Here is a 24,485-nt window from a genome sequence, read left to right on the forward strand (position 1 = left end):
CCAATCTTCTATCTATTATTTTTATATAAAACGTAATTGTTACGTTTTATACCTCATACTTATCCAAATCAATACATCTTTTTGTCTAGATTGAAATTAATTATTTTGTTTCCCGATAAAAGTATGTCTTTTCAAACGAGAACAAAACTTTTTGTTTGCAATACGGTCAAGATTTGTTCGCTTATTATTTGTAATAATATAATTTCTGTCGCCTGTTTATGTAGATGCTAAAGTAATTTTGACTCCCATTACTTTCCCTCCCAAATAATTGACGTATTGTCAAAAGTTTTTATATTAAATAGGTTAACAACCATTGATTTATAAGGCATTGAACAAAAAAAGACTTGCCACCCCCTAAAATCTATGGTTAATTGAGGTTACCACACACACAACTAACAAGATTGGAGTGAACAAGTCTGTATCCTCAATTATTAACCTATTTATTTGAATTTATCAAGTACCAAGATGAGACTATCAAAATTTTACAGACTCTTTTAATTGGAAAGAGTATGTTTGATAAACCCGAAGAAAAACCGATAAGCAAGCCTTATCGAAAACTACAGGTGGATGAGCTTCCGATTGTTGAAACACTTGAAAAGCTTGATTATCAAGAACTACTTAATGATTTTCTAGAAAAACACGGGAAACCATTAAAACCGGTTCGTAGACATAAAAACGCCAAAGTTTGTGTGCCTTCTCATTTGAATTGTCCAAAGTGTGGTGCTCCTTCTGATTTTCTTTATGCAAATAATGGAGATAAAGGACAATATCAATGTAAAGTGTGTGCGTGTTTGTTTAGCGAAAAGAATCGTTATTTGAAAGAGGCCATTTTACGATGTCCTCACTGTTCAAAAACACTTGAAAAGATAAAAGAACGAAAAGATTTTGATGTTTTCAAGTGTAAAAATAATCAATGTTCTTACTACCAAAAGAAGTTAAAAGGTCTTTCGAAAGAAGAGAAGAAACCGTTCAAAAAAGACCCACAAGCGTTCAAAATGCGCTATATATTTCGCCTGTTTAAGTTCGACTATAAGCCACTGTCGAAAGAGTCTCCAGAGTTACCGAAAGTAGATTTATCGAAATTGTACGTGTCTCCGCATACACTGGGACTTATTTTGACTTATCACGTAAACTACGGCTTATCAGCGCGCAAAACCGCGGCCATTATGAATGATATTCACGGAGTTTCTATTTCTCACCAAAGTATTTTAAACTACGAAAACAGTGTCGCGCTCATAATGAAACCGTTTATCGACCATTATCCGTATGAGCTTTCCAATCAATTTTGCGGTGATGAAACGTATATCCGTGTGAGTGGACGTTGGAATTACTTGTTCTTCTTCTTTGATACCGTAAAAAAGATTATTTTGTCGTATCCTGTTTCACCAAACCGAGATACACAGGCAGCTGTATTAGCCATTGATGAAGTATTGCTTAAGCTAAAAGAGATTCCAGAAGATCTTACTTTTGTGGTCGATGGGAATCCTATTTACCTTTTGGCTCAACACTTCTTTGCCCAGCACGATATCCACTTTGATGTGAAGCAAGTCATTGGATTAACCAATGAGGATCCTGTTTCAACGGAATATCGACCGCTTAAACAAATTATTGAGAGACTCAATCGTACTTTTAAGGGTAATTATAAGGCTACACATGGGTTTGGTTCAGAAAAGGGATCGGTATCCTATGTGACTTTATTCGTGGCATATTTTAACTTTCTCAGGCCACATGCTTCACTGGAGAATAAAGTGCCAGTTATGATCCCAGAACTCTCCAAATTGCCACACATGCCGGCACGTTGGACAAAAATGATTGAACTCGCTCAACAATGGCTTCTAGAAATACAAGCCGCCTAAATTTAGCTTTAGCTGAGCCCTTGAATGGTTTAACATTCAAACCAGCCATTTGGCGAAGCGAACCCTTGACAAACCGAACTAGCCGATGGTTTAAAATTTTCGGAAAACAAGGGCGTATTTGTCATGCCTTAATTTAGTTCCCTTCGCCCTTGTTACACCTAACTTAAACCATCGGCGTGTTTGTCAAGGGCAAATGGCGACGGTTCTCCACCTTATTTCGGAATAAATCTTGTTTGCTTATCCGTTTTTCATAGAACTTTTGACATTACCGTCGCAAGCGCCTGTTGTATCAACAATTGTTGATGACGCTTGGTTAACTTTGCCTGATCTAACATATCTTTTATCACAGTCGTTTGATTGATTTCATCAAGTTTAGTCGCTAATTTCCAAGTAGGGGCAACTTGTCGAGCTAACCATCTGAGCGTTTTATCGAACGTATAAGGTTCAGGTTTTGTCGTTATTGAGATTTTTCTGTTTACACCTAAATCTAAAAATCGTTGCCATTCTTTATTGATTTTCCAACTACTACGACGTTTTTTCTCGTCCTTATCGACAAAACGAATATACCGATTAATAATGGAGAAAGCCGTTCGTCCAGCATCTTCATACATCATTAAATCTACAACCGCATGATAGGCACGATCATTCTTTAAACGAATTTCAAAACGGTTCTTGGTGTCTGTATCTTCCAGTGATGTGCCGTGCTTTACATATTGTTCGTAATCCTTCTCATAGGAGCAGAAGTATACATCACTTTTTAACGAACCGATATATAACGTATTGCCCATATCAGGCTTTTCTTCGCTTTGTACCAATTCACCAGAACGATAGCTTTTAAAACTACGAAACACAGAGATACATTCTTCATTTCGGCATTTTTGAGTTAGAAACGGAATATCCAATATACCTGTCTTATCGTTTATCGCAAGGTCAATTCGTTTAAATACGCCACCAACGCGAAACACATCCATAAAAAAATCAAACCACGTTCGCTGTTGGGCTAGTAGAAAATTTTCAAATTGCCTACATCCTTTTCCTTTGAGTTCGAGTAAACAACTTTTGTCCTCATCAGGCGAAACCATCACCACAATATCGCCAAAGACATATTGTTCAAGGTAAGAATAAAACGCATAATCTTCATGTAACATGTATTCCATTTTCAATTTCAAAATCTCTTCAATGACAGGCTTTGGATTGGTTGTTAAAAAGCGAATTCTCACATAATCAAACAAGATTTCTAAAGGAGCGTCTGGATTAAATTGTTCTAAAACATTGAACAAAGTATTTTGTAATGTCTGAGTAGGAGTCACTTTTCCTGTTTCAATTTCACTAATATATTGTCTTGAAATACCTACATGAACAGCCAATTTATTTTGTGATACACCGTATTCCATTCGTTTTTCTCTTAATTGTTGATACCAAGTTTCTTGATTCATGCGCATCCCTCCAAACTAAAAAAAGATGTCAACTAAAGTCTAAAAGCTGACATTTTCTTCATATGCTTCAAACCGTTGTGCCATCAAGCTTTGTTCGGCTTTTGGAACAGTTTCCTATTATTTTTCGTAAGCCCGAAATAAAAAAATAAACGCACCTTAATGGTACGTACTACAAATAACCGTAAAACCATGATTTTTTTATCAGATTTACGGTTATTTTACACATTCTGCTTGGATTGTTTTTGACCAAGGCAAATAGTTGTTTATAATTTCTGGGTTTCTATGGATATCCAAATTTGGTAGTTCTTTCAGTATCCTTACTAGATACTGGTAGAAATCTATCCCATTCGCTTTAGCTGTTTCTGCGATACTAAGGCAGATTGCGTTTGCTTTTGCACCAGCTTCGCTCACGGAAAATAACCAGTTTTTTCGACCAATTACATTCGGGCGGATGGCATTTTCGGCGGGATTGTTATCAATCTCTATTCGGCCATCATTCAAGAATGCTTTTAATCCGTTCGCTCTATTTAGCGTGTATTCAGCTGCTTTAGCGAGTGCATTTTTCCCGTAAAATGGTGATTTTTCAACCCAGGAAAGAAACTTATCAACTAACGGTTTCGAGTACTTTTTGCGATTTTTCCTTCGTTTACTTGGGGATAAGTGCTTAAATTCCCTTTCAAGGCGAAATAAATCATCGCAGTATTTTACACCAATTCGTCCGTTTTTACTGTCTGCTTTTAACCAATAACGTCTAACATGAGCCCAACAATTGGCAAAGGTAATCCCTTCAATTTTGTCATATGCTGAGTAACCATCACAGACAATCGTTCCTGAATAATTTTCAATAAAGCCTTCAAGAACAGATCGAGCTCGTGATAATGAACTTTGAAACAGAACGATAGTTGGACCTTGACTAGGTACACTTCGATAAACCCAGTTATAAGCGTTAGATTGGCCAGGTTTTCCATCCGATCGATTGATAACTTGTCCATAAGTTTCATCGACGTGTAAAATGGACTTTTTTAGCATGATGTTTTTCATTCGCTCATATATAGGCAAAAGCCAGTCATGTGATGCCCGAATAACCCAATTAGAAAGATTTTTATCATTTGTATTTAATCCATAACGATCCCATTCCTTTACTTGCCGGTAAAGGGGTAAGTATTGAACGAATTTATCATAAATAACCTTGGCAAGAACACTCGGACCAGCAATGCTTCGTTGAATCGGAGGCTGAGGTGATTTGCCACGTTTAATTTGTGCCTTTTGGGATAAATCGGCTTTGCAGTTTCTACATTCATATGCATGTTCAATATGTTGAATTTTTTCCATTCTTGCAGGTATGAATTCAGCCTCTTCACGGACAATTGTCGTACCTATTTCAGTCATCTGACACTGACAACAATCACAAATCGTATTATCCGGATGATAATGAATGGTCTTTACTTCAATATTTTCATGTAATGAATCATTCCGTTTTTTATTCTGAACTTTGCGTACAACAGTGTAAGAAATCGTTTGTTGGCTTTGTTCTTCTGTGTGCTCAGATTCATTAAAAGACGAATCATCTTCGAATAATGAAATTTGCTTATCATCATGTGCATTATATTTCGTTTTCTCTGTTTTTGATCCATATAAAAGTTTCGTTAAATAGCGAACTTGCTCAGTTAGTGATTCTATCTGTTTGGATAATGCTTCATTTTGTTGATTAGAATGAGCTAATTGTTCTTCAAGAAGCCGAATTAATTTCTCGTATTGATTCTGATTATTAGACGAAGCATTAACCACAAGACTCACCACTTTTCGTTCAAATAAGATAATATTAGTATAGCATCTTGAACGTAATGAAAATAGCTTTATTTCAACTTTAATAGAGTTAAAATTGTCCTTTTTGAGATGGTTGAATGGCTTTTGGCTGCTGAATGCATAACCCTTCTAATAACCAGCGTAGTTCTTGTTGGGATAGATTTCGTACTTCCTTTTCGTTTCTGGGCCATTGAAGTTTTCCATTATCTAATCGCTTATAAAGCATGGCAAAGCCGTCACCGTCAAAATATAAACATTTATAGCGATCTTTACTCCACCCAGAAAACAAGAAAATTGAATCACCATAAGGATCCAGTTCAAAAGAATCCTGAATTAGTGTGGCTAATCCATCTATTCCTTTTCTCATATCTGTCTTACCACAGATAATATAGATATTTTTCACACTCGAGTAATCATGTCTCATAAATCTTTCAACTCCCTCATGACAGTTTGAATGATGTGCTCATCAATACCGTTGGAGAAGGAGATTTCAACTTTACCAAACTTAATTGTACAAGTTGAATTCGAAGAGGAGACAGTTGATTTTGTGATTGGAGTATTTTCTGTATTGGAATGCAATGTTACGGGGACAATAGTTAATTTTTGTTCTGGCATATGAAAAGCACCTCCTTTGATTGATAAGTCAATCTTAACAAGAGGTGCTGTTGAATTATATGCGTTGTTTGAATGGGGGCTTACTATTTTTCTACCCCCCTGTTAGAAACGGGGGGTAAAGCGTGGCTATCGCCACGCAGGCTTCGCCCAGCACAGCGGTTTTCGCTTCGCACACCGCCGCGCTGGGTAGCCTTTATGACGCTAATTTACCAATTTCTTTTAGAAAATCATGTCCTTTTGGGACAAGCGGTGTATAAAATTCAGAAATAACGTTATCCCCTTTATCGACATAGCCACGACCTTTAATCTGTTTTAAGAAAAACTGTTTTTGCACGTCGCTGCCAAACATCATTCCATATCCGAGCTCACTCATACGACCTAAAGCAACCCGAAAATTAAACTGATCTCGAATCCCATCTCCAAGATATTTTGCATCTGGCCGTTGACAGGCAAGAATAAGGAAAAATCCAGCTTGTCGTCCTAACATAACAATTTGTTTTAGCTTGGTTAACACCGCTGTATTTTCCTTAGAAGCAAGCATTTCCATAAATGCCACGTACTCGTCAAAAATTAAAAAGTGAGGAGATAAGCCTAAATAAGCATAGTTTTCTCCTGTCTTATAGTTATGCATCTGTTTCATTTCTTCACTACGAGCCATCATAGATTCATAAAACTCATCGATACAGGTTATCATATCTTCCTTTTTGTAGTACACATCAGGCATAACGGTAGCTAAGTCGGCTAAATCGGCATTTTTCGGATCTAAAATATACAATTTTGCATCTGTTTTGAGTAGCGCTTCAATCAATGTAAGAATAAAATAGCTTTTTCCTCCGCCTGTTCCACCAGCAATTAACATATGGGGAAGCTTATCATACTCCCAATCCATTGACTTCATGAGCTTTAAGCGTCCATTTTGTGCAACAACTTCATCAATCGAAATACGGTTCGCAATCATATCATAAAAAAGAACATACTCCACATAGGAATCATGTAACTCTTTTGATACCAATTCACAATACAGGCCACTTTCTAATTTCTTTTCTAAATTTAAAAGTGGTTCTTGATATTTTCCGAGTGTAATTTCTACTTGAATATAAAGCAACCCTTTTTCAAACCGATAATACATCTTTGGAAAATGACTGATTTTTTCCTTTGTTTTATTGGATGGAATGTCCTTAAAGAAGCTCTCTTGTGTAACTTGTTTCGTTTCGTACCAGCCATTTTCCAGAATCATTTTTGCAAGCTTTTGACGGTGAATAACTTGTTTTATTTTGTCATATCGATAGCGATAATAGAGATACGCGCATCCAGCGGTTACAGCTAGGCTGATTAACAAGGTCACCAATCCATACGTGCTGATAAAGTGTGCTTGAAACACATCCAATTTCCACGTGGTAGAGAGTAAAAATGACAGATGAAAAGGGATAAAGGAAACGAGCCATACGCTAGACAATCCAAAGAATACAAATTGAAAAACGAGAGAAGCATCTTTTTCCTTAATGCGTTTCTCTCGTCTTCGGAAATTCCTCATTATTTATCCTTAGTTGGCGCAGGTTTTGAATCATTACCGCCTTCCGTTACTGCTTTTCCCTTTAAAACCAAATCATCCGCCTTAATGTACCAATCGATATCCGCACCACGGAATGTTGCATTTGCAACAGTATCTGCGACAGGATTAATAAGCTCTACTTCCGCATTATAATCAAATTCTTTCAATGGAACAGAAACAGGAATACTCACTTGAATCATGCGCCCTTGTTCACGGGACTTTAAATCATAGGTGCGTTCCTTTACTTCTGATGATACTGTACCATCTTCGTTTTGAAGAAACACTTCGCGTCGTAATGCAGAAAATTTTAATAAGCCAAATGTCTATTCTTTATCGATTACAATTCCTTGTGCTAATCTCATTTCTTTTTCCTCCTTATGCTTTTACCATGTCATCTGCATGTAAGATATAATTTGTGAAACCACGATCCCCAATTTTATAACCTTCTGCGGTAATACGTGGGTTTATCAACTTGACATTTTCCTCGGCTTCAAAGAATTTTTCCCCAGCCTCTTGTGGGAGTATCACCTCAATATCATCTGCACGTTGAATATCGGAATATAGGTTATATCTGCGAGACAGTGTAGTCATACGTCCATTGATCCGTCGCTGTTCGACTTTCCCTTCTCCTGCGTATTCTAAATTTCCAAAAGTCTTTTCCATGTTTGGAATAACATGTTTCAATTCCATTATCTATTACCTCTTTTCTTATTTTTATTTTCTCTTATGCATTAATGTGGGAATCAAAGTAAGAAGGGAGGAGAACGAGAAATGTTTATTGTAATCACTCCTTACGCTTCTTGAAAACGATAATCTACACGTCCATAAATCACACACCAAAAAACAACCATCGTCTCTCCTTGTTTGTCACGTATCAATTTCCCGTAAGGAAAAAACGGAAAGTCTTCAATCTCAATCTCATTTAAAACAAAATGATCGTCTATCCATTCCATCACCTTTTCTTCATTTCCTTCCAAAGAAACCACTCCCCTCATTGTTTTGCCAATAAAAGAGCGTGACGGATGCTGATTGCCACACGCTAAAATTTGTCATAAGCCACCCTTTTCTAAAGAAAGACTACTTTCCACTTCATTTCCCCACACATCCCAATTTGGAGAAATTTGTCTGGCGAACAATTCAATGCGTGGTAAATCTCCCATCAGTTCTACAATTTTTTCTCTAGCGATGTCTGGTTTCTTACTGTGTCCTTCGACTGGGCTAACAATTAACTGATGAACCTTCTTCGATACTCTTTTGGGACGACCTTTTACAGCTAATAAGCAAATTTCAGCATTCGAGCGCGTCCAGTGACCCAAGCCAAAGAAAAAGCCATTCCCTGATTTATTTTGTTTCACCCAAACAAAAGCAACTGTTTTGAACGTAAACCCCCATGCAGCGATAACTTTTAATGCCTCTTGTAACATAGGGAAGGTTGCCCACAAAAATAAAACACTATCTTTGTGAGAGATAGTATTAATAGGTAGATTACAAATGTCTTTCAAGCTCATTGTGCGATAATGATTTTCTGCCACTCCACTTCCTTTATTTTGTCGATATTGCCACGGTGGATCAGCATAAATAATGTTGTATTTCATATGTCACCTCTATTCTAAATTTTTAGGCATAAAAAAAGACGCTCATTTTAATTGAACGTCTATAGACAATAGAATCAATTTAATTTAAAATTATTATTTTCTTGTGTTCCCACACCCCAGATTAATTACCACCGAAACAGTAATGTGATTTTTGAGTACCTTATTTCTAGTTTTTTTACCATCTGATACAAAAACGAAATGCTTGTGAAAGTGCTTAAAACTAAGGATTTCTATAAAGTTTGGCGTTGTAGCAACGTTATAGTCTCCACATGCAACGAGCGGGGTGGATTGATGTCTTTTACATTGTCGGTAGTCGGAAACAAGTCAAAGGCACTTTTTGCACTATCGGTAGGCGGGAACAAATCAAAATCTTATGAAAAACTTATTATTTCCCAATACTATTGTATACAGCTAATGCATCAGTAATATTATACTGTTCAGAATGAATATCTCCTTTTGCTCCAGCTGTAATCAATATATATTCTTGGTTACCCACTTTTGCAAGACTCGCAAGACACAGACCAGCTTCATCGGTATATCCAGTTTTCCCTCCTAAAATTTCTCCTCCAATAATGTTTTGATTGTTGAGTTTTTCAAACATGGTACTATAAAATGTTATCCCTTCAGGGTGCTTATTCGTGGGTTGTGTGGAATGTCGAGACGAAGTAAAAATCTCCCTGAAAGTTTTATTTTTCAAAGCGTAATTTAGAAGAATAGCCAAATCTTTGACTGTTGTGTAATGGCTTTTATTGTGAAGTCCTGTGGTATTTTCAAAATGGGTGTTGTACATCCCTAGTTCTGCTGCCTTTTGATTCATCATCGTTACAAAGTCTTGCTCCGAACCAGCAATCTGATCCGCAAGACCAATACAAGCTTCTGCACCACTTGGAAGCATCACTCCGTATAAAAGGTCAATAGCCCTTACCTTCTCTCCTGGCTGGAAACCGGCCATAGAAGCATTGGCGCTATAAAGACCATTAAAGGTATTATGGGTTAGTTGTATTTCTTTCTGCAAATTTGTCAAATTTTCTATCGCAACAATAGCTGTCATCATTTTAGTTAACGAAGCAGGGTAGATCTTTTCTTCGCTACTTTTTTGCATCAGAATAGTTTGATCTTCTAATCGGATTAGGATCGCATGGCTACTGTTTAGTTTATCGAGAGATATAGAAACAGAGGAATCGGGTTCTATATCTGCAGAGGGAACAAGCGATGTATTATCGTCATATTCTGTTTCAAACCTATGTTGGTTTCCTGGAGTAATGATGAATTTGAAAACAAAAACAGCAACTATCAATGAAAATATAACAAATACGCATATTCCAGTCTTTCTCTTTTTCACTTTTCGTACCACAATAAATCAACTCCTTATTCTGCGATGATAGTATTATTTAAACACGGGACAAGGAGCTATGTTGGAGTTTCATCTTATGAATTTCTTAATATTTTCTTAAAGCAATGGAAGTTTTACTGTAAATATTGTATTTTCCGAATTGCTTTCTACAGAAATCGTCCCACCGTGAGCTGTGACAATTTCTTTTGCGATTGCCAAACCTAGCCCTGCTCCACCAGTATTTGTGGAACGAGCAGAATCTAATCGGTAAAATTTTTCAAAAATAGTATCAAGTTTTGTCTGTGGGATTGGATCTCCCTGATTCATAAACGTTATAACAATATTTTTATCCTGTTGCTCTGCAGAAATGTCAATGACACTATTTTCATCGCTATAGGCTATGGCATTTTTCAGAATATTATTGAACACACGGGCTAGTTTGTCTGCGTCTCCCCACAGAGTGAGTCCGTCAGGTACATTGACAGATACCTTCTTTCCCTGTGGAGTCAGCATCGGATAGAATTCATCTGCCATCTGCTGGAGCATGAACAGTAAATTTATTTTTTCTTTATTCAAAACAATAGTTTGAAGATTGAACCTTGTGATCTCAAAAAACTCATTGATAAGGTGTTCTAATCGATAAGCTTTTTCCAAGGTAATTCCGATATATTTTGCCTTCTGTTCAGGTGGCATATCAGGAGCCTCATCCAGTAGATTTAAGTATCCTATAACGGAGGTCAGAGGTGTCTTTATATCATGAGCCAAGTAAACGACCAAATCATTTTTGCGCTGCTCGGCATCAAGTGCAGCTTTTTTTTGTTTTTCCAAGTTGTTTTTTATCTGATTAATCTTAATTTCCATAAAATCCAATTCCGGTGATAATGTAATTTCATTATCGGATTCTTCAACAAGTTTATCCATTGCGTTAATTACTTCATCGAAATATTTAGTAAACCAAGAAATTGAAAATCTAAGCAAAATAACTAAGAATATGGTAATCACAATAAGTGTGATAATATCTTCATTATAAAGAAATGTATACCGATAAATTATTACAGCATCGCTTTCACTCAAGTAAAACTTATTCTTTAAAAATTCTACAATGCTCTCTCCAACACTGAGGTTGTCTTGAATTACAAAACGCAAGAAAATAACAGTTGCGACTGTGGCAAAAACAGTAAGGAGCATTCGAAAAAATATTTTCCCTTTTAATTTTGCATAATAATCCCTTCTCTTATCTCTGTTACTTTTCAATTTTATAGCCAACTCCCCATACCGTTTTTATATATTTTGGATGTTCCGCACTATCGCCCATTTTTTCTCTTAAATGCCGAATATGAACCATTACCGTATTATTGCTGTTACTAAAGTACTTGTCTCCCCATACCTTGCGAAACAATTCTTCAGAGCTTACCACTCGTCCTCGATTGGAACAAAGAACCCAAAGAATTGAAAACTCTGTAGGAGTGAGAGATAACTTTTTTTCATTCAGTGTACATTCATGGCTCTTTATGTCCAATACCAATCCGGAAAAAGCAATCAGGTGTTCTTCCTGCTTTTTCTCTGGAGAATTATATTTGGTAAATCTCCTGAGCTGCGCCTTTACACGAGCAACTAGTTCTAAAGGACGGAATGGTTTAGTGATATAGTCATCAGCACCTAATGTCAGTCCGGTAATCTTATCGATTTCTTCTTCTTTGGCTGTCAGCATGATAATTGGAAAATTATGCTTTTCCCTAATCTTCTGACATATAGTAAAACCGTCAATATCTGGTAGCATAACATCAAGTATCGCAAGCTCCAACTGTTTTGAATCAACACATCGTAACGCATCTTGACCGTTATAAAATTTGTAAACTGTAAAACCTTCATTTTTCAGATAAACTTCAATTAGATCTGCTATAGCTTGTTCATCGTCGACAACTAAAATATTGATACTCATAAATTTTTTCCCTTCTTTCTACTTGCCAATTGTCTTTTTATACCTCTGCTGATTAGATGAAGTCTTTTCAATAGCTTTTATATTACCTTCCATTTTATTTACGTAGTTTAAAAATAAAGTCCCAAGCAAAAGTCGATCCTTTCTGGGTATTCTATTCCATACATAACCCTTGAACAGGTCTTTAACAAGAAAGACTTCACCTTCATTCAAGTTTTCAGTTTCCTTAATAGCTTCTTCTAGTAGCTCATTAACATCACTCATGTTGTCATCTCCTTATCAATAACAATATAAACAACATTGTCAATAAGATTATATGCTTTTTACCAATTCCAGTCAATACGAAGAAAACCACCAATCAAGAGAATATATCTCCTGAATGGTGGTCATTCATGAAGGTTATGTTTATACATCTACTTCTACACCAGATTTAAATTCAATAGTTAGTTTACCATCATAGACCGTTATTTTCTCTATAAGTCTCCTTACTAGTTGCTCATCATACTCCTCAAGGAGGGTGGATTGTTCATTAATGAATTTTTCCATATCTTCTAGCCTTTGCTTGGAGCCCTTTTTGCCAGCTTCTTCTGCTAAAGCCTTATGCCTTTCTTCTCTGAGCCTATAAATCTCATCGGCAATGTCGTTATAATCCTCTTTGGAATTGGCCAGTCTCAAAAGATCTTTTTGTAATTCCTCTAGCTTTTTATCTATCTCGGCGACAATATTATTGTCTGTTTCACTTATTACTGTTTCTATATTTTTCTTTAAAGTAACCAAAAGGTCATCTTTTTGTCCAAGTAGCTTATTAATTGCATCCACCGTAGCAAGACCTATCATATCCTCCAGCACGGTTCGGGAATGACAAGTTAACCCTGTATTCTCAAGTCTACTGACGCATCTCCAAACAATTGATTTTTTACCTCGGTTATTCCAATGAACTCTACGGTATATTTCGCCACACTCTCCACAGAAGATAATTTGTGAAAATACATGATTTGAACTAAAGTTTCTTTTCTTTCCGCTAGTACTTATATGTCCTCTACTTCTACGAACTAACTTTTCTTGTACCTGCATGAAAATTTCACGCGGGATAATGGCTTCATGGTTATTCTCTACATAATACTGAGGTACGATTCCGTTATTCACAACCCTCTTTTTTGTAAGAAAATCTACCGTATAAGTTTTTTGGAGCAGTGCATCACCAATGTATTTTTCATTGCTTAATATTTTCCTTATAGTACTGGTATGCCACCTTTTTTTCCCCGCACCTGTAAGTATGCCATCAGCTTCAAGTCCTTTTTTGATTTTATCCATACTTGAGCCTTCAAGATACTCTCGGTAAATCCTTTTGACTATTTCAGCTTCCTCCGGTACAATTACTAATCGCTTATTTTCATCTTTGGTATATCCTAAAAACCTAGAACAATTGACCATTACCTCTCCCTGTTGGTATCGGTATTGATAACCAAGCTTTACATTCTGGCTTAATGACTGGCTCTCTTGTTGCGCTAAGGATGCCATAATGGTAAGCATAATTTCACCTTTGGCATCCAGTGTATTGATATTTTCTTTCTCAAAATATACCGCAACATTTTTATCTTTAAGTTTTCTGATGTATTGTAGACAGTCCAAGGTATTTCTAGCAAATCGGCTTATTGATTTGGTAATAACCATATCAATTTTCCCAGCCATGCACTCATCAATCATTCGATTAAATTCGTCGCGATTTTTTGTATTTGTGCCGCTGATACCATCATCAGCAAAGATCCCTGCAAATTCCCACTCTGAATTCTTCTTAATAAACTCTGTATAGTGTTCAATCTGCACTTCGTAACTACTAGCCTGCTCATCACTATCTGTAGAAACTCTGCAATAAGCAGCGACCCGAAGTTTTGGTGTTTCATCTTCTTTTCGATTGTTGCCTACACGTTTTATTGCAGGTATAATCATTACATTTTTATTAACTGCCATCTTGCTGCACCTCACTTTCTATTAAGCTGTATACATATTCCGCTTGTGTAAAAGGATTTGTATACTTCTGAATTACTTGTCCTATGGAAAACTTCTTAGAAATAGTAGGTTTATCTTCTGTCTTGGGTTCAAAGATTCTGCCTAGCTTTTTTGCTCTCTTTACCCTCTCTGCTTCTGCTCTTTCGTAGGTCTCTTTATCAATGATGGCAGGGTAATAATCATCACCAAGATAACGTTCATTTCTTAGCATCCTTCCAGCAGTTCCATGATAAGCATCTATTCCAGCAGTCTTTGCTGCGACCGATAAGGAAATGCCTGATAAGTAACCCTTATACAAATTCCTAACCTTTTCAGCTTTTTCTTCATCGATAACTGCTATTTCATTCTCTATCCTATAGCCATAAGGCGTATGTGCCACTTTTCTCACATCCTTTCCCTTAGTGTGATTCCACATTTCAGAACGAAACCTATCTCTACCCTTGAGTAAACGATAATTTTTTCAATATGATCATTGAAAATTTGCTCGTTAAAAGTGTTTATCATTTCAGCCTTATTTGTAAACTTTATTAAGTTACTGACTTCCTGCACCTTTGATAATTCTCCATTTAAAGCATGAATTAAAGCTTCTTTTTGCCCCATATAATTATCTGCTTCCATTTGCAGTTCATTGTTTTCTCTGTTAAAAAGGGCAGGTTCTAGATAACCCTTTGCCATAAGCTTTACAAGCAGTTCTCTCTGTTCTGCATTTTTTTCAATTTGCTTCTCTAATTCCTGAATTCTTGAAAGGTTATCTGAGTTGCTCATTCCACGCAAAGCATCTAATAGTGGTTGTAGAATAAGTTTTCTACCGAAAATCAGCTTGTTAATCATAGTAACAAAGGCCGTCTTTATATCCTCATCTCGAATAAACTGCATTGAACATTCTGTTATCTGCTTTAAGTGTTTACTACAACACCAGGCTACATATTTTCTTGTGCCGGATGAATGAATTCGTCTTTTAAAGGTGCTACCACATTCCGAGCAAATAATTTTTCCGGAGAAAGAATACCGGTTTTGGTACTTATCATTACGCTTTTCTATTCCCTTTTCTTTTGCCCTTTGATTTAAGGCAGCCTCTACTGCTTCAAACACTTCATGGCTGATAATTGCCTCATGGTGATTTTCTATTAAATATCTGTTTTTCTCACCATAATTGGTGCGCTTATTAAAACGGGAATCTGTATAGGTTTTTTGCAGTATAACATCCCCGGTATATTTCTCATTTTTTAGAATTCCTCGAATTGTTGTAGCAGTCCAACGACCACCTCTTTTGGAGGGGATACCCTTTTGATTAAGATCATCTGCTATTTTCTGTGTACCCTTGCCTGATAATACTTCTGCGAAAATATACTTCACAATTTCTGCTTGCTCAAGGTTTACCACCATTTGACCATCAATGTTGTCATAGCCATATGGTGGGTAAGAAATCTTAAAAGTTCCGTTCTGAAATCTCCTTTGAATTGCCCACTTGTTATTTTCCGAAATGGAGATTGACTCACTTTCTGCAAGCCCACTTAATATAGAAAGCATCAGTTCACTTTCCATTGATTGGGTATTGATATTCTCTTTCTCAAAGTAGATATAAATCCCAAGGTCCAACAGTTTACGAACCATCTCCAAACAATCCGTAGTGTTTCTTGCAAACCTACTAATGGACTTTGTAATAATTAAGTCGATCTTCTTGTTTTCACAATCTGACAGCATCCTGAGAAGTTCCGTTCGGTTTTCTTTTTTAGTGCCACTAATTCCCTCATCATAATACAAGCCAACATACTCCCATTCTGGGTTTGACTTTATGTAAGTCTCATAATGGGATTTTTGTGCTTGTAGACTTACTAACTGTTCATCACTACCCGTAGAAACACGACAGTATGCGGCCACTCGTAGTTTAGGTTTGATAATCGATGCAACCTTATTTCCTTCTATTTTCGTTATCTTTTTCATCGCCTCACCTCCTTCTTGGTAGGTCACATATTACCTCTGAAACCCTTATATATCAACGAATTCAAGGCATTATCTCTGCTAAAAAAGGAGAGAAAGATTGGCGATTAAGTGCCTCTACCTTGTTGAATTCTGCTTCCGTTATTAAACCTTTTTGGAGCATCTTTCTAAGTAATTTCTCTGCTTGAATATAATCAAACTCACGCTGTAGCTGCTCCTGTGACATTTTCTTTAATTCGATGCTTTTGTCTATAACCCCATCTGAGATCTTCATAACTTTTTTATCCTCATGCTGATTCACGTAGAATCACCTCCTACCTAATAGCCGCGGGAACAGGTCGAAGTTGAGGATTTGTAAAAATTAAATTAAATGAGAGCATAAAAAAAGAGCCTGCAAGGGAATAACCCCCACAGGCTATATACATCTAATAGTTAATATTTTTTAGGGAAACTCTGTGAAGCTAAAGCAAAAATACTTTTTTACTCGCTCCCTTTGATTAATCATACTTAATAAATGCATCCGTAAATCCTGCCTTTTTAGCTTTTGCAAGCTGTGCCTCAGCATTTGCTTTGACAGTGTATGCACCTATTTGTACACGGTAGTATTTCTTTTGCACTGGTTCTGCTGATTTTTCTTCTTCGCTTAGAAGTTTCTTAACATCTGCTCTAAAGGTATCCATAGTCTTGCCATGTTTAGGAAACCAGTGCATAACATCCGCATGGTTACTGGCAATGCCTAGTTTATGCCCTTCGCTGTGACAGATGATATCCTTCTCACTTAGTCCATAGAGTTTGCAAAGGTGTACACAAAGCTCTACTGCTTCCTTATAAACAGCAGAAAAATACGAGGCACCAGTTAGACCGTCCTCGCAAATTTCAAAACCTATATGTGTATTATTCGCATCCCCTCCAGCATGCCAACCACGATGATTCCATGGCAATGTTTGGTATGTGGCAATGGAGCTATCTGCTAATTTACCAATAAAAGCATGGACACAAACTTGACGACCTCCGGGTTTATCCTGATTCCAATGATTGTTGTATTGGTTCTTTCCGAGCAAACCGTCATCCGGACCAACATATCTTTTCAACCACGGGTTGTTAGCCCCTGTTGAGTGAACCATTATACCCTTTGGTGTTATGGTTTTACCTGCTTTGTAGCAGGCATTGTTCGTAAGTATTAGTTTGTATTATTTCATTATAATCACCTCAACATTTAATCATTTGGCTCAGGCGTAAGATGGACAGGGTACAGGTGATAGGTAAACTTTAAATCACAATAAGCATTTGATGATGTTCCATCACTTCCCATACAGATATACAGTCCATAACCGGCTGGAACTCTGGCCTGCCGCATTTGAATATGAATGTGCAAGGATTCTGCTGAAGTATTCGATCCGACAGGTGTACTCCGTTGAATTCTGGTGAACGTCTCCTCATCATTGGAAATATACAAGTCCAGTTCCTTTTCACTAGTATCCGATTGACGACAAAGAGTTATCAAATGGCAATCATAAGCCGTCGTATACAATTCTCCGCCCTGACCGCCAATAACCACACTATTAATAGGTAATATCGTGTGCAAAGGACCACGGACACTGTTTGCACCGCCTGAACCCGAAACATTACCCGACAAAATATATCTTGAATAGGCCGACCGGGTGAAGTCACTAATAATAGCCGTTGCAGTGGATGAGAGAGGTATCGCGGAAGTCACATTTTCTGCTCTTTCAAGTAGGAAAAGGCTCTCACCTGCCTCAACGGTAGTACTACCTATAGAAAACCTTTGACTTGTCCAGTAAGCTGTACAAATTGGGTTTGGATCAGTCCCAGTTCCATAGGCAATATTCATTTCGTCATCAATGCCCCTTATAGCTCTAGCAAGTGTCTTAACTGTATTACGGAGGGTGTCTTGAATTAGAACCTGCACATTATTTGCAGCTGGACTGCCCAAAGCTGTAACGAAAGTATATGTTATCGTGCCAATTACTACATTGTTTCCATTTGCTATATTGCTAAATGTGATGGCTGCCCTCCGACTAATCATATCCGGTGCACTAGCTGTTTCTATTGGATGCAAATGGTTTAGTAGAATACCTGTCCGCCTATATAAATTTTCGCGGGTATCCTCAACCAAATTGTGTGTTGTATTTAGCAACTCATAGTTGTTGTTTAAAAGATTATAAGTGAGGTTGAGCAGATTATTTATTTCATCAATATCCAGTTCAGCTAAAGCTGAAAGCACTTTATTTAACCATTCCTGTGCAGGAGGTTCTGGTGGTTCAGCAATTCCATCCACAAGAGCATCCTCGACTATGGTTAGTATTCTTGCACTCTTTCCAACCACATCACCATAAGTAACCCTTATTTCAAGCCGACCAACACCAACAAATGATGTGTCCGTTGCATTGGGCGACCATGTAAGGACACCATCAGCGTAGTTCGTGACTACCGGATATGCAACCCCATCAGGCCTTTTGTAAATCGCATTTAAGGCGGCACTTGGGTAGTTATCTTCCAGTGGGCTTGATACATCAAACTTAATATTTCGGTAATTGTGTTCACCGCGTCGACCAATGAATACCGTTACCGCTTTCGTTAAGTCAATCATATTTCATCACCTGGCTTAGGAGATTCCTCATCACGACCATGTAGTTGCTTAAGAACCGCCTTTAGTTTTTCTGAGATGGGTAGTCCAATATGACCTGCATTCTCCAAAATGGATACACCCTCGTTACTTAGGTAGAAAAAGATTACCGCTGTTCGCAAAGCGCTGCCATCGTATCCTGCACTCCCCAAAATTTGTGTATCAAGAATATGAGCGATACCTACCATTACAAAGATGAGCACCTTTTTGAAAATTCCCTTGGCACCAATTTCGCTGGACAGCTTTTTATCTGTAATCGCACAAAGGACACCTGTCAGATAATCAATAGCTACAAAAGTGACCAGTGTATATAGAAATCCGTCAAACCCGCCAAGAAACCATCCAAGAAAAGCACCAACAGCCGCAAAAGCTAACTGTATCCAATTCCAAATCTCTTTCACTGTAAACACCTCCATTACATTAATTTGTGTATTTAAAAAAGCACCCCTGTAAAATACAAGAGTGCTGTTGCCGTATCACACACCTTACAGAATCAGTATAAGATCGTGGATTTGTTGCATCACATCCGCCTTTGGACGCCCTGTTCCAATAGGGAGCCATGTCACAGGTGGTATATCAAATGCTGCAGAAGAGTCAAAACCATTAACCACTGTAATGATAGTATCAATTGCCTTTCGGATTTCAGTAATGTGAAATGGCCATTTTTTAACTGTTGTTCTTCCCGCAATAATCTCTTCACTCCAAATTACAGGGGATAAGTTGTAATAACTTAGCACTATATTTAAAGCGGTTCGAAGCGTCTGAATATGTGCTGTCTTTACAACAGTCTCATTTGCAGTAATCGTTTCAAAAGGTGGCGGTAATATAGTAAATGTCCTGACAACTTCTGTGCTTACCGACTCAATATCACTATCAAGACAGCGGAAGGTTACAGTATGGTTTCCTACTGCAAGCGGTTCCGCTTGGTACACCGTACTAACACCATTTCCCAGATAGCCACTCGTAGAAAATCTCTCAGGATTATCCACACTATTAACCCACTCACCTGAATCAATCTTTACTTCCACAATCTGTGTCTGACCGTCTGGTTCAGTGCCTGTAGTAATCATAAAGCGTGGTGTAGTGTTATAAGTAGACTTTCCGGTCATAGGACTGACGATGATCGGAGCAGCAGGCGGACTGTTTTTCTTTACCGTGTTACTAACCACATGGCTTGAAACTGCATCAAGTGTATCTGTTACGCTTATTCGATAGCGGGTATACATTCCAGGTACCGGGGAAGCATTTACCTGATGGGTACCTGAAGTAGCACTTGAAATAATAGTAGTCAATGCTTCATATACCGACCAATTTATACCGTCTGCTGATGTAGCTTGTTGAATAACATATTGCTTGATGGCACTGGTTCCCGGTATCGTTCCGCTCCACATAAGAGTTACTGTATTCGTCTCATATATTGGCGGAGTAGCAGTGAAAAAAGTAGGCGGAATGGGCAGTGTATTTCTGCGGACAGTGTTGCTAGATATAGTCCAGTCAGAATAAAAACTCTCTCCAGCCGTACCACGTGTCCTAACTCTAAACCTACGGTAATAACCGCGAGTTGTCGGTGGGACAACAACTACGCTACCACTTGTTGTTGAGGTAACCACTATTGTTAATGCTGTCCATGCTCCCCATGTGCTGTTATCTGCCGAGTCACTATATTGAATCTCATAGGATGTGATGGTGTTGCCTGCTCCACTGGATGCACCACTCCATGAAAGAGTAACATTTCCTTCAGCTAAAGTTGAACTTACCGAGCAAGCAGTCGGTGCTCCACAAGCCGTGATATCACAGTAAATGCTATTACTGATTTTTTCCGAGGAGTAGACATCGAGATTATCAATCGTCCATACACCAAATTGAGTATATGTCCCTGGAACTCGTGACACGTTAGGGTTATAACTACCTCCACTGGCCGATAGGATCAATGTGGTTAGAACATTCCATGAACTCCATGTGCTGTTATCCGTAGATGTTCTACTGGCAATCTGGTATCCCTTGATTGCACTCGTACTTCCAGAAGCACCGCTCCAAGTAAGCGTGATTGTTTCATCACTATAATTGATTGGAGTAGCAGTCACTGTAGTTGGTGGGCTAGGAACTGTGTTTCTGCGAACAGAGTTCGACGATACTCTCCAGCTTGAATAATAACTTGCTCCTGCTGTACCTCGAGTTCGCACCCGAAACCTACGATAATTACCCCGTGTTGATGGTGGTGCAACTGACAAGCTGCCACTAGTGGCTGTGGTGGATACTGTAGTTAGTGCTGTCCACGATCCCCAATTCAAGTTGTCAGCAGAATCACTATACTGTATCTCGTAGGAGGAGATGGCATTATTTGTACCACCGGAAGCACCACTCCATGATAATGTAACATTATCCTCCGAGAGAGTTGCACTCAATGAACAGGATGTCGGAGCACTACAAGCTGTGGTTCTTATTGCCCAGTTAATGGTTAACACTATCTGGCTTAAATCATCTCTGGCTCGAAATCCCATATAGTTTAGTGTGCTGGAGCCAGCATCCATGAATAAACAATTACTAGCTCCACTACCGATGGAATCAATGAGTGCGATATCCTTTGTACCTTGTCCGGCAGAAACAGTATAGCTATACCCAGAGGTAACTTTCGTAGGTCTACTCCCGGATATGCTGGTACCCGAACTAGGAGATGGTAACCCTTCAAGATTTTGCACCATCTGAACAGCGCCCCAACGATCAAAAGCAATCTCTCGAATGTTGTACTTTTCCCCCAGTTCTTCAATGAATTTTTCAATGTATCCATAATGGACTACATTTCCCTCGGTGGTTAAAATATAGCCTTGCTTCTCCCAAAGGTCGTATTGCACGTGGTCTCGTCGAACTCGGAGGTCAATATTATCCTCCGGCATCCAAAAATACGGGAGAACGGTATATTTATCTGTTTCATCTTCCGGTGGGAACACCAGCACGAAGGCTGTAATGTCAGTGGTAGAGGATAAATCAAGTCCTCCATAGCATACTCTACCTTCAAGGCTCTCTGGTTTTACTGGAAACGCACAGGCATCCCACTTTGCCATTGGCATCCAACGGACAGACTGCTTAACCCACTGGTTCAGACGCAGCTGTCGAAAGCTATTTTCCTCAGCAGGGTTCTGCTTTGCACTTTCACAAGCGGCTCTAACTTTATCGATACTTACTGTAATTCCTAAGCTTGGATTTGCTTTCTTCCATACTTTGGGATCAGTCCAATCATCCTCTTCTTTGGCACCGTAGATTACGGGATAAAAAGTAGGATCGTATTTTCTGCCCTCAATAATATCAACCGCTTTTTGGTGTGTTTCATAGCAGATACTCTGGGTATCCGTCCCTGCAGTGGTGATAAGAAAATATAGCGGTTGGGTTCTCGCATCACCAGACCCTTTTGTCATAACATCAAATAGTTTCCTATTTGGCTGAGTATGAAGTTCATCAAAAACAACACCATGTATATTGAAGCCGTGTTTTGAATAGGCTTCAGCCGACAATACCTGATAAAAGCTGTTGGTCGGCAGGTACACCAGTCGTTTAGTTGAAGCCAGCAACTTCACTCGTTTATTCAGCGCTGGACACATCCGCACCATATCGGCTGCTACTTCAAATACAATTGATGCCTGCTGGCGATCTGCGGCACAACCGTATACCTCTGCTCGTTCTTCACCATCTCCACAAGTGAGGAGAAGTGCGATTGCTGCTGCAAGCTCGCTTTTTCCCATCTTTTTAGGTATTTCTATATAAGCCGTGTTAAACTGCCGGTATCCATTAGGTTTTAAGATACCGAATAAATCACGGACAATTTGCTCCTGCCAATCGATAAGTTCAAAAGGCTTGCCTGCCCATGAACCTTTCGTATGGGAGAATGCTTCGATAAAAGCCACAGCGTAATCAGCAGCGTCCTTATCGTAATATGACCCTTCAGCTATAAAGGCGGTCGGCTTATATTTCTTCAGTTTCCGCATAAACACCGCCCCTTTTATGGAAAAGGACATAAGAAAAGAGCCTCAATCCTATAGATGAAGCCCTTTTCTCTATCCTATTTAGATTTAGTTATTTCTTTTTATCCACTTCACCCGTCAGTATGAAATGGGCATATTCTGCTTTATGGTCTATTAAATAGACTACCAATTCATAAAACCCTCGTTCATTTGCCTCATACTGTACTCGGTCCACATCAAACATATTTGTGACTCCACTTTCTCGGATGGAAAGGATTTGTTGCTTAATTATCTCATTCATTGGCTACCACCTCCGATTCTATTGAATCAGTTGTAGCTTTGCGCAGGATTTCCACATCGAAGCCCGCACTCTTATAGCCTTCTAAAATTGTACTGTAATAATAACAACTCGGCTGTCCAAGCGGTCTACCATCATTCATGATGTAGACCATCGCCTTGACGGTTTTGCTTCCCAACTTCACTTTTATTGTTTCCTTTCGATAAAGGAACGGCCATCCCTCGTAACGGTCAAGTGCCGCTTCATCGGTCGGTGTAATCTCCCAAACTAAAACTGGTACGTTGCTACCCTCAAAAGGCTCGATTGTCGCCACAGCGCCCGCGTGTGCCCCTCGAAATAATAGGCGGTGGTCATTGATTTGACTTGCTCCTACCACCTTCGCTGTGGGGCATCTGTCGGCCATTTGCTTTAGATTAAGGTTGGAGCCATAGGCAAGGTATAATTTATTCTTCATTGTGATCCTCCTTCTTAGCTTTGTGGGTTAGGGGCAGTTCAGGCCGCCCGAAACCGCCATGCAGCTGAACCCGAAAGTGCTGCTGTCAAATGTTCTCTGCAGTTTGCAAATTCATCCCCAATGAAACCAATCCGGTTTAGGTAGGTTCTCATAGCAAACTTCTCGTTTTCCACCTGCGGTTTCTTTGCTGATGCACACTTTTGTGTTAAGGCTTGGTGGTTGATGGCAAGTGCTAGAACAATGTAGTTTCTTATCTTTCCTGCATGAAGTTCGCTATTAAATCCTCTAAGTTCAACTGTATGGTTTCCGGTAAAAAAGCTGTGAAGGTTGAGGAAATGGTAGCGGCTGTTGTGGTAATGAGTGCTTCTACTCTCGCTGTAACCTTCGTACCAAATGTCCTCAATTTGTCTCATGGTTTTAGGCTTTTTACGGTTCATCTTCTCAACCAAAATGCTGTCCATCTTTTTGCAGTAATTCATTCTCTGCGGTGCAATCTGAAGTGCTTTATAAAATAAGTCGTTTTTGCTTGCAATGATATTTACAAAGTTTCGAATGCTTCGTGGGGTATGTTCAGCACCGTCTAGATGAATGTGAATTCCGCAAGATGTATTTGTAAAGGCTCCAGCTTTGCGAAGCTTTCTTACTAGCTCTTGCAAAGTTTCAATGTCCTCCCGGTAGGTTAGGATTGGGCTAACCAGCTCAACACTATAATCTCTACCTGCAGCTACTTTTCTTCTACCTTCTTTTCTTTGGCAGTTGATGCTCCCATCGTACATAAACTTCCACACTCGACCATCTGGAGTTTTTACCTTCTTGGTGTCGTAGTATGTCCCGCCTTCACTGTAAATGCCTTGCAAAAACTCTGCGGCGACTCTAGCTGCCCTTTCCCTTGTAATCCCAGTAAATTCAATCTCAATCCCGAATTTTGCACTTAACATCGTGTCTCCTCCTTTTAAAGTGTGTTTGTCCTTTCGGCATGTACATATATCACTCTAAAAGGCTTATATAGCAAGACAATTCTGCAATATAAATCTACATATTTACTGC

General features: G+C 38.6%; 25 protein-coding genes and 1 pseudogene. 1 reads left to right on the plus strand and 25 read right to left on the minus strand.

Features of this window, described 5'->3' with window-relative positions; translation table 11 throughout:
- Nucleotides 1-96: 96 nt before the first annotated feature.
- Complete coding sequence (locus tag BN2144_RS18995) at nucleotides 97-198, minus strand: 50S ribosomal protein L33 (protein ID WP_407637999.1); 102 nt, start codon at nucleotides 196-198, stop codon at nucleotides 97-99.
- Between the two features lie 218 nt (nucleotides 199-416).
- Here BN2144_RS18995 and BN2144_RS01865 point away from each other — a divergent pair, with 218 nt between their 5' ends.
- On the plus strand, nucleotides 417-1,856 hold the full coding sequence (locus BN2144_RS01865; RefSeq protein WP_033826673.1) for a DDE-type integrase/transposase/recombinase: 1,440 nt from the start codon (nucleotides 417-419) through the stop codon (nucleotides 1,854-1,856).
- Between the two features lie 248 nt (nucleotides 1,857-2,104).
- Here the strand turns inward: BN2144_RS01865 and mobT are convergent, their stop codons facing one another.
- The 24 genes and pseudogenes from mobT to BN2144_RS01985 all read right to left on the minus strand — a co-directional run bounded on the left by mobT (nucleotide 2,105) and on the right by BN2144_RS01985 (nucleotide 24,376).
- Complete coding sequence (gene mobT, locus BN2144_RS01870) at nucleotides 2,105-3,292, minus strand: MobT family relaxase (protein WP_033826674.1); 1,188 nt, start codon at nucleotides 3,290-3,292, stop codon at nucleotides 2,105-2,107.
- Nucleotides 3,293-3,505: 213 nt separating this feature from the next.
- Nucleotides 3,506-5,080 (minus strand): IS66 family transposase, encoded by a 1,575-nt coding sequence (tnpC, locus tag BN2144_RS01875; RefSeq protein ID WP_033826478.1) that lies wholly within the window; start codon nucleotides 5,078-5,080, stop codon nucleotides 3,506-3,508.
- An 88-nt stretch (nucleotides 5,081-5,168) separates the two neighbouring features.
- A complete protein-coding gene (gene tnpB / locus BN2144_RS01880) occupies nucleotides 5,169-5,522 on the minus strand; it encodes an IS66 family insertion sequence element accessory protein TnpB (RefSeq protein ID WP_033826477.1) in 354 nt (117 codons plus the stop codon).
- Nucleotides 5,519-5,713 carry a hypothetical protein gene (locus tag BN2144_RS01885; RefSeq protein ID WP_033826476.1) on the minus strand — a complete coding sequence of 65 codons (195 nt, stop codon included), beginning with the start codon at nucleotides 5,711-5,713 and terminating at the stop codon, nucleotides 5,519-5,521. Before BN2144_RS01885 ends, tnpB begins: the two co-directional genes overlap by 4 nt.
- Before the next feature lie 193 nt (nucleotides 5,714-5,906).
- A complete protein-coding gene (locus tag BN2144_RS01890) occupies nucleotides 5,907-7,247 on the minus strand; it encodes an FtsK/SpoIIIE domain-containing protein (RefSeq protein ID WP_033826675.1) in 1,341 nt (446 codons plus the stop codon).
- Nucleotides 7,247-7,627 (minus strand): annotated as a pseudogene (locus BN2144_RS01895) (YdcP family protein). The gene BN2144_RS01890 and the pseudogene BN2144_RS01895 overlap by 1 nt, the downstream one beginning before the upstream one ends.
- 13 nt (nucleotides 7,628-7,640) lie before the next feature.
- Nucleotides 7,641-7,955: a YdcP family protein gene (locus tag BN2144_RS01900; protein WP_033826676.1), complete on the minus strand. Its 315-nt coding sequence runs from the start codon at nucleotides 7,953-7,955 to the stop codon at nucleotides 7,641-7,643.
- Nucleotides 7,956-8,056: 101 nt separating this feature from the next.
- The gene (locus BN2144_RS01905; protein WP_230199682.1) at nucleotides 8,057-8,242 is read right to left on the minus strand and encodes a hypothetical protein; all 186 of its coding nucleotides are present in this window, start codon (nucleotides 8,240-8,242) and stop codon (nucleotides 8,057-8,059) included.
- A gap of 72 nt (nucleotides 8,243-8,314) precedes the next feature.
- Nucleotides 8,315-8,860, minus strand: a complete 546-nt coding sequence (locus BN2144_RS01910) for an MT-A70 family methyltransferase (RefSeq protein ID WP_033826678.1) — start codon at nucleotides 8,858-8,860, stop codon at nucleotides 8,315-8,317.
- Nucleotides 8,861-9,245: 385 nt separating this feature from the next.
- A complete protein-coding gene (locus BN2144_RS01915) occupies nucleotides 9,246-10,214 on the minus strand; it encodes a D-alanyl-D-alanine carboxypeptidase family protein (protein WP_033826679.1) in 969 nt (322 codons plus the stop codon).
- Nucleotides 10,215-10,310: 96 nt separating this feature from the next.
- Nucleotides 10,311-11,459 (minus strand): vancomycin resistance histidine kinase VanS, encoded by a 1,149-nt coding sequence (vanS, locus tag BN2144_RS01920; RefSeq protein WP_075047784.1) that lies wholly within the window; start codon nucleotides 11,457-11,459, stop codon nucleotides 10,311-10,313.
- A complete protein-coding gene (gene vanR, locus BN2144_RS01925) occupies nucleotides 11,437-12,135 on the minus strand; it encodes a VanR-ABDEGLN family response regulator transcription factor (protein ID WP_033826681.1) in 699 nt (232 codons plus the stop codon). Before vanR ends, vanS begins: the two co-directional genes overlap by 23 nt.
- 18 nt (nucleotides 12,136-12,153) lie before the next feature.
- Nucleotides 12,154-12,396 (minus strand): single-stranded DNA-binding protein, encoded by a 243-nt coding sequence (locus tag BN2144_RS01930; RefSeq protein ID WP_033826682.1) that lies wholly within the window; start codon nucleotides 12,394-12,396, stop codon nucleotides 12,154-12,156.
- Between the two features lie 141 nt (nucleotides 12,397-12,537).
- Nucleotides 12,538-14,103, minus strand: coding sequence for a recombinase family protein (locus tag BN2144_RS01935; RefSeq protein WP_033826683.1), 1,566 nt, complete (start codon nucleotides 14,101-14,103; stop codon nucleotides 12,538-12,540).
- Nucleotides 14,093-14,521 carry a recombinase family protein gene (locus BN2144_RS01940; protein WP_033826755.1) on the minus strand — a complete coding sequence of 143 codons (429 nt, stop codon included), beginning with the start codon at nucleotides 14,519-14,521 and terminating at the stop codon, nucleotides 14,093-14,095. Before BN2144_RS01940 ends, BN2144_RS01935 begins: the two co-directional genes overlap by 11 nt.
- A gap of 5 nt (nucleotides 14,522-14,526) precedes the next feature.
- Nucleotides 14,527-16,086 (minus strand): recombinase family protein, encoded by a 1,560-nt coding sequence (locus BN2144_RS01945; protein WP_033826684.1) that lies wholly within the window; start codon nucleotides 16,084-16,086, stop codon nucleotides 14,527-14,529.
- A 61-nt stretch (nucleotides 16,087-16,147) separates the two neighbouring features.
- Entirely contained in the window at nucleotides 16,148-16,384 is a 237-nt protein-coding gene (locus BN2144_RS01950; protein WP_082195121.1) for an SHOCT domain-containing protein, read from the minus strand.
- Between the two features lie 196 nt (nucleotides 16,385-16,580).
- Nucleotides 16,581-17,264: an N-acetylmuramoyl-L-alanine amidase gene (locus tag BN2144_RS01955; RefSeq protein ID WP_094763094.1), complete on the minus strand. Its 684-nt coding sequence runs from the start codon at nucleotides 17,262-17,264 to the stop codon at nucleotides 16,581-16,583.
- A 35-nt stretch (nucleotides 17,265-17,299) separates the two neighbouring features.
- Complete coding sequence (locus BN2144_RS01960; protein WP_033826685.1) at nucleotides 17,300-18,694, minus strand: hypothetical protein; 1,395 nt, start codon at nucleotides 18,692-18,694, stop codon at nucleotides 17,300-17,302.
- Entirely contained in the window at nucleotides 18,691-19,131 is a 441-nt protein-coding gene (locus tag BN2144_RS01965) for a phage holin family protein (protein WP_033826686.1), read from the minus strand. Before BN2144_RS01965 ends, BN2144_RS01960 begins: the two co-directional genes overlap by 4 nt.
- An 84-nt stretch (nucleotides 19,132-19,215) precedes the next feature.
- Complete coding sequence (locus BN2144_RS21090; RefSeq protein WP_050632175.1) at nucleotides 19,216-22,710, minus strand: terminase TerL endonuclease subunit; 3,495 nt, start codon at nucleotides 22,708-22,710, stop codon at nucleotides 19,216-19,218.
- 88 nt (nucleotides 22,711-22,798) lie between these two features.
- Nucleotides 22,799-22,987 carry a DUF5049 domain-containing protein gene (locus BN2144_RS01975; protein ID WP_018664388.1) on the minus strand — a complete coding sequence of 63 codons (189 nt, stop codon included), beginning with the start codon at nucleotides 22,985-22,987 and terminating at the stop codon, nucleotides 22,799-22,801.
- A complete protein-coding gene (locus BN2144_RS01980; RefSeq protein WP_033826687.1) occupies nucleotides 22,980-23,438 on the minus strand; it encodes a gamma-glutamylcyclotransferase family protein in 459 nt (152 codons plus the stop codon). Before BN2144_RS01980 ends, BN2144_RS01975 begins: the two co-directional genes overlap by 8 nt.
- Before the next feature lie 38 nt (nucleotides 23,439-23,476).
- Nucleotides 23,477-24,376 (minus strand): amidoligase family protein, encoded by a 900-nt coding sequence (locus BN2144_RS01985; RefSeq protein WP_033826688.1) that lies wholly within the window; start codon nucleotides 24,374-24,376, stop codon nucleotides 23,477-23,479.
- Nucleotides 24,377-24,485 lie beyond the last annotated feature (109 nt).

It is taken from the genome of Bacillus andreraoultii (assembly GCF_001244735.1).
Lineage (GTDB): Bacteria > Bacillota > Bacilli > Bacillales > Caldibacillaceae > Caldifermentibacillus > Caldifermentibacillus andreraoultii.

Excerpts from the sequence above, each read along its gene's own strand:
- BN2144_RS01900 (WP_033826676.1), bottom strand. The coding sequence starts at position 7,955 with ATGGAATTGAAACATGTTATTCCAAACATGGAAAAGACTTTTGGAAAT.
- vanR (WP_033826681.1), bottom strand. The coding sequence starts at position 12,135 with ATGAGTATCAATATTTTAGTTGTCGACGATGAACAAGCTATAGCAGAT.
- BN2144_RS01910 (WP_033826678.1), bottom strand. The coding sequence starts at position 8,860 with ATGAAATACAACATTATTTATGCTGATCCACCGTGGCAATATCGACAA.
- tnpB (WP_033826477.1), bottom strand. The coding sequence starts at position 5,522 with ATGAGACATGATTACTCGAGTGTGAAAAATATCTATATTATCTGTGGT.
- BN2144_RS01935 (WP_033826683.1), bottom strand. The coding sequence starts at position 14,103 with ATGGCAGTTAATAAAAATGTAATGATTATACCTGCAATAAAACGTGTA.
- BN2144_RS01960 (WP_033826685.1), bottom strand. The coding sequence starts at position 18,694 with ATGATTGACTTAACGAAAGCGGTAACGGTATTCATTGGTCGACGCGGT.
- BN2144_RS01890 (WP_033826675.1), bottom strand. The coding sequence starts at position 7,247 with ATGAGGAATTTCCGAAGACGAGAGAAACGCATTAAGGAAAAAGATGCT.
- BN2144_RS01945 (WP_033826684.1), bottom strand. The coding sequence starts at position 16,086 with ATGAAAAAGATAACGAAAATAGAAGGAAATAAGGTTGCATCGATTATC.
- mobT (WP_033826674.1), bottom strand. The coding sequence starts at position 3,292 with ATGAATCAAGAAACTTGGTATCAACAATTAAGAGAAAAACGAATGGAA.
- BN2144_RS01980 (WP_033826687.1), bottom strand. The coding sequence starts at position 23,438 with ATGAAGAATAAATTATACCTTGCCTATGGCTCCAACCTTAATCTAAAG.
- BN2144_RS21090 (WP_050632175.1), bottom strand. The coding sequence starts at position 22,710 with ATGCGGAAACTGAAGAAATATAAGCCGACCGCCTTTATAGCTGAAGGG.
- BN2144_RS01975 (WP_018664388.1), bottom strand. The coding sequence starts at position 22,987 with ATGAATGAGATAATTAAGCAACAAATCCTTTCCATCCGAGAAAGTGGA.
- BN2144_RS01885 (WP_033826476.1), bottom strand. The coding sequence starts at position 5,713 with ATGCCAGAACAAAAATTAACTATTGTCCCCGTAACATTGCATTCCAAT.
- BN2144_RS01985 (WP_033826688.1), bottom strand. The coding sequence starts at position 24,376 with ATGTTAAGTGCAAAATTCGGGATTGAGATTGAATTTACTGGGATTACA.
- BN2144_RS01930 (WP_033826682.1), bottom strand. The coding sequence starts at position 12,396 with ATGAGTGATGTTAATGAGCTACTAGAAGAAGCTATTAAGGAAACTGAA.